The 4,013-nt window shown below is 60.6% G+C and carries 4 protein-coding genes; 3 read left to right on the top strand and 1 reads right to left on the bottom strand.

Annotated elements, in window-relative coordinates:
- Positions 1 to 48 precede the first annotated feature (48 nt).
- A complete protein-coding gene (locus H0V78_05145; protein MBA2351179.1) occupies positions 49 to 441 on the bottom strand; it encodes a nuclear transport factor 2 family protein in 393 nt (130 codons plus the stop codon).
- Positions 442 to 951: 510 nt separating this feature from the next.
- Here H0V78_05145 and H0V78_05150 point away from each other — a divergent pair.
- The 3 genes from H0V78_05150 to H0V78_05160 form a co-directional block, all read left to right on the top strand.
- Positions 952 to 3,129 (top strand): alkaline phosphatase family protein, encoded by a 2,178-nt coding sequence (locus tag H0V78_05150; protein MBA2351180.1) that lies wholly within the window; start codon positions 952 to 954, stop codon positions 3,127 to 3,129.
- Positions 3,130 to 3,181: 52 nt separating this feature from the next.
- Positions 3,182 to 3,787, top strand: coding sequence for a Uma2 family endonuclease (locus H0V78_05155; GenBank protein ID MBA2351181.1), 606 nt, complete (start codon positions 3,182 to 3,184; stop codon positions 3,785 to 3,787).
- Positions 3,788 to 3,820: 33 nt separating this feature from the next.
- Positions 3,821 to 4,013: DNA-binding protein (locus H0V78_05160; GenBank protein MBA2351182.1), on the top strand; the 193-nt coding region annotated here is incomplete at its 3' end.

The following is a 4,013-nucleotide window of genomic DNA, read 5'->3' on the forward strand; positions in this document are numbered from 1 at the left end:
ATCTGGTCGAAGTAATGCGTGCCCGATGTGATCTTGCCATCCTTCCACTCATAGAACGCGGCAAGCGGAACGGCGAACGATTTGCCGGTCGGCTTGGGCGCCGGCTAGCGGACCGGCGGGAAAGGGCTGCGTCCAGGTTCCCTTGATGACGGCCCGCTCGGCGATAGCGTGATAGTTGACCGGGTTCACGCTGACGAGTTCGACCTTGAAATCGGGAATCGCGGTGAACAAGCCGCCGAGCCAGCCCGCCAGCAACTGACCGGACGCCGGCTGGCCGATTGCGGGACTGCTCAGCGTGCCGTTCTGCTCATAATAGTTGACCAGCGCCGGCACGTCATGGCGATTCCAGGCGGCTTTGTAATTCTGGAAAGCCTGCATCATCAAAGTATCGGCTGTTGCAGCGCCGGTTGGGTGGCACAGTCGTTCAAGGTCAGTAGACATGCCGCAAAAAACCCGCACAGCGCCCGGTTGAAAGCAGAAATAGTTGTCATGGCAATCTCCTCTTCGTTGGTTGAGAGCGCCGCATCCGCAGCGTTCGGGCAAAGTGTGCCGGGGTAGTCTGCGCCAATGAATCTAATGGTTAGTAACGCAGCAACGGCCACCTACTGATCTCCGCAAACTGCCTGACAACCACCGCTTCCCGCGTAGCGGGAATCCAGTGCCGTCAACGAAGGTCGCCGGGTCACCGCCGCGGCCTGCCCTCGAATGCTTGATCGGGGGCGAGGCCGACAAAGACCCTCCCGCTGTCATGGCGCTGTAAAACGACGCGTCTAGATTAGCCGGATATCGGGTGTCTTCGCGTCAGGCTGCTCGCCGTTGGCGCTGTGGTCCGCTATGAAGCGTCCATTCACCGATAAAACTCCATATCCCAAAACGAGGAGAAACATGGCTACCCAGTCCGTGAAAAAAATTCCCGCAACGGTTCGCGGGATCAATCGCGCGATCGGCCGCATGGTCGATTGCATACGCGCAACGCCGCGTCCGCTCCGTTTCGCGCCGCTGGTCCTGGCTGCGCTGTGCGCATCCGTAGTGCCGGCCGACGCCGCGCCGAAGGTGGTGTTGATTTCGCTCGATGGCGCGACGCCGCGGCTGGTCGAATCGTATCTGGCCGAGGGCTCGCTGCCGGCAAACGAAGGCTTGGGCTTGCTCAAGAACCGCGGCGTTGCCGCGAAGCGCAACTTCACGGTTTCGCCGTCGTTGACAGCGCCAGGACACATCGCCATCGCCACCGGCTCGATCGCCTCGAAAAACGACGTCGTCGCCAACTCTTTTCACCTGGTCGCGAGCCCGTTTGCGTCGAACATCAGCGGATTCGCTGCGCCGATCGGCGGTTATAACATTCACGGGCCATCCGAAAGTCAGCACCCAACCGCCGAGCCGTTATGGCTTGCGTTACGCGCTGCCGGCAAGAAAGTTGTTACCGCGACGTTTCCGGGCGGCGATGGCCTCGACATCAAAGTGCCGGGCTTGACCAATAGCCCGATCATTCAGTCGGCGGCCAAACGCACCGTCGATTACACCGTGCCGTTCGGAGCATTCGCTGGCGTCGGCGCCAAAGGTTTTACGCTCGCTGCCGGCGGCTTCGGCCCGGCGCCGCAAGCCATCATCGATCAGCTCAACGCGGCTGGTCGTAAATTTTTTGGCCCAGCGTTGCAAAAGACCAGCGAGCTCGATAGCTTCACCTCGGGCGGGCAAAGCTACAGCATCCAGCTCGCGGCGCTCGACAGCAGCGATGATGCGACGACCAATTACGACACGCTGGTTTTCTTCGACGCCGCGCGCGGAATCGAGGCCGGGCCGTTCACATCGCCCGCCACCGGGCCCGCGTTTGTCAGGGCGGCCGATGCGCGGTCGAGCCCATTCTTCCTCGAAGGCACCGCGAACAGGGCGGGTACATCTTTTTATGTCAGCTCGCTCAAGCCCGATTTGTCGCTGGTTCGCATCGCGCGCTACTCGGCGAATGCGATTCCGCGCAATGCGCCGGTGATCGCGAGCGTCGATGACATCAACCGGCAGGTCGGCTTCTGGCTGCCGCAGCCCGATTTCCGCATCCCCGAGCGGCTCTCCCCCGGCTTTGACGATTTTCCGGATGCCGAACTCGAAGCGATCTATCTCGATCAAGTGCGCACGTTCACGGATTACCAGACCCGCGTTGCATTGCGCGCGATCGAGCAGAACCCGGATGCCGATCTGGTGATGACTTATTTCGAACAACCGGATGGCGCCGGCCATCAGTTTCTGATCACCGATCCGCGCCAGGCAACCGATCCGCGCGATCCGGATTCGATCGGCGCCAATCAGGATCAGGCCAAGATCGCGCGCTATCAATCGTATTTACGCATCGCTTACCGGACTGCGAACGAAGCTGTGCAGCGCATTATCGATGCGGTCGGCGTCGACGATCACGGCCGGCCGCGCGGCAATGTGCTGGTCGTATCCGATCACGGCTTCGCGCCTTTTCACACCGCGGTCGCCCTCAATAATTATCTGACGAGCAAAGGTTTCGATGCGAAGCAAGTCCGGGCGGTGACATCCGGCCCCGCCGCCAATATCTACATCAACCTGCAAGGGCGCGAGCCGGACGGGACGGTTTCGCCGGCCGAGTATGCGGGCCTGCAGCGGGACGTAGCCAAGGCCCTGCGCGATCTCGTCGATCGCAACCCACGCTACGCGCCGGACGACGACGGCCAACGGGTATTCGACAACATTTACCGGCGGCCTTTGCCTGCGAATCTCAACGATGCCGAATTCGGCCGTGGCACGGCGCGCTTTATCGGTCAGGATTCGGGCGATGTCTACGCCTTGCTGAGCGTCGGCTACAACTTCGACGGAACGCAAACCCCTGTGGTGCAGCGGGCCGGCGACGAAAGCTCGGCGACGCCGGTGTTTTCGATTCCCAATTTCTACGGCGCCCACGGCTACGATCCGAAGCTGCGCAGCATGAGCGCGATTTTCTACGCCGCTGGTCCCGACATCCGCCACGGCAAACTGGGCGCAGTCAGAAATATCGATATGGCGCCGACAATTCTGCGTCTGCTCGATGTCAAACCGGCCGCAACCGTGCAGGGACGGGCGTTGCGGCTGGACCGCGGCCGCGGTGACGATGATGACGAGGGTGGCAGCGAATAGCGGTGCAGCGCGGGCTTTCGAAAACGACTAAAATCGATCCCGGAGGTAAACGATGGGCGAGCTATACGAAACCGGGATAAACGTACAGGCGCTAAACGAACAGGCGCTAAACAAGCACCGCCTTTCGGTCGCTGATTTTCTGCATATGGGGGAAGCGGGAATACTGCGCGAGGACGATCGCATCGAGCTGATCGAAGGGGAGCTAATCGATATGGCGCCAATCGGAAGCAGGCACGTGAGCGCCGTAGCCGTGCTCGGAAAGCTATTGACGCTGGCAGCGGGCGATAACGCTTTGGTGACGAGTCAAAGCCCGGTCGTTCTCAACGACAACACCCAACCGCAGCCCGATCTTCTTCTGCTTAAAAGGCGCGACGACTACTACGCTTCCTCGTTACCGGAGCCCGATGATGTCCTGCTCCTGGTCGAAGTCGCCGACACCACGCTTCTTTTCGACCGCAACATCAAAATCCCGCTCTACGCGAAAAACGGCATTCCCGAAGTGTGGCTCATCAACCTCAATGACTCGACGATCGAGATTCACCGCGAGCCGTCTTCCGAGGGATACAAGCTGATCCTGCGGCCATCGCGCGAAGACGCGATTTCACCGGCGCATTTCGCCAGCTTTTCCTTTCAGCCCAAAAAGCTGTTCCGCGATTGAGGACATAGGTCAACGCGTAGTTCGACTGACCGTATGAAGACACTCGAAGTACAGCTAGACGAATCCGTCGCGAGCCGCTTGACCGAGGCCGCTGGCAAGCTCGGCCTAACGCCGGAAGAACTCATCCGCCTCGGCCTTGAGGAGAAGCTCGCGCGAATCGAGGATGAGTTCGTCAGCGCCGCCAAGTATGTCGTCGAGAAGAACGAGGAACTGTATCGACGGCTGT

The sequence above is a fragment of the Burkholderiales bacterium genome (genome assembly GCA_013695435.1).
In the GTDB taxonomy this organism is placed as follows: domain Bacteria; phylum Pseudomonadota; class Gammaproteobacteria; order Burkholderiales; family JACMKV01; genus JACMKV01.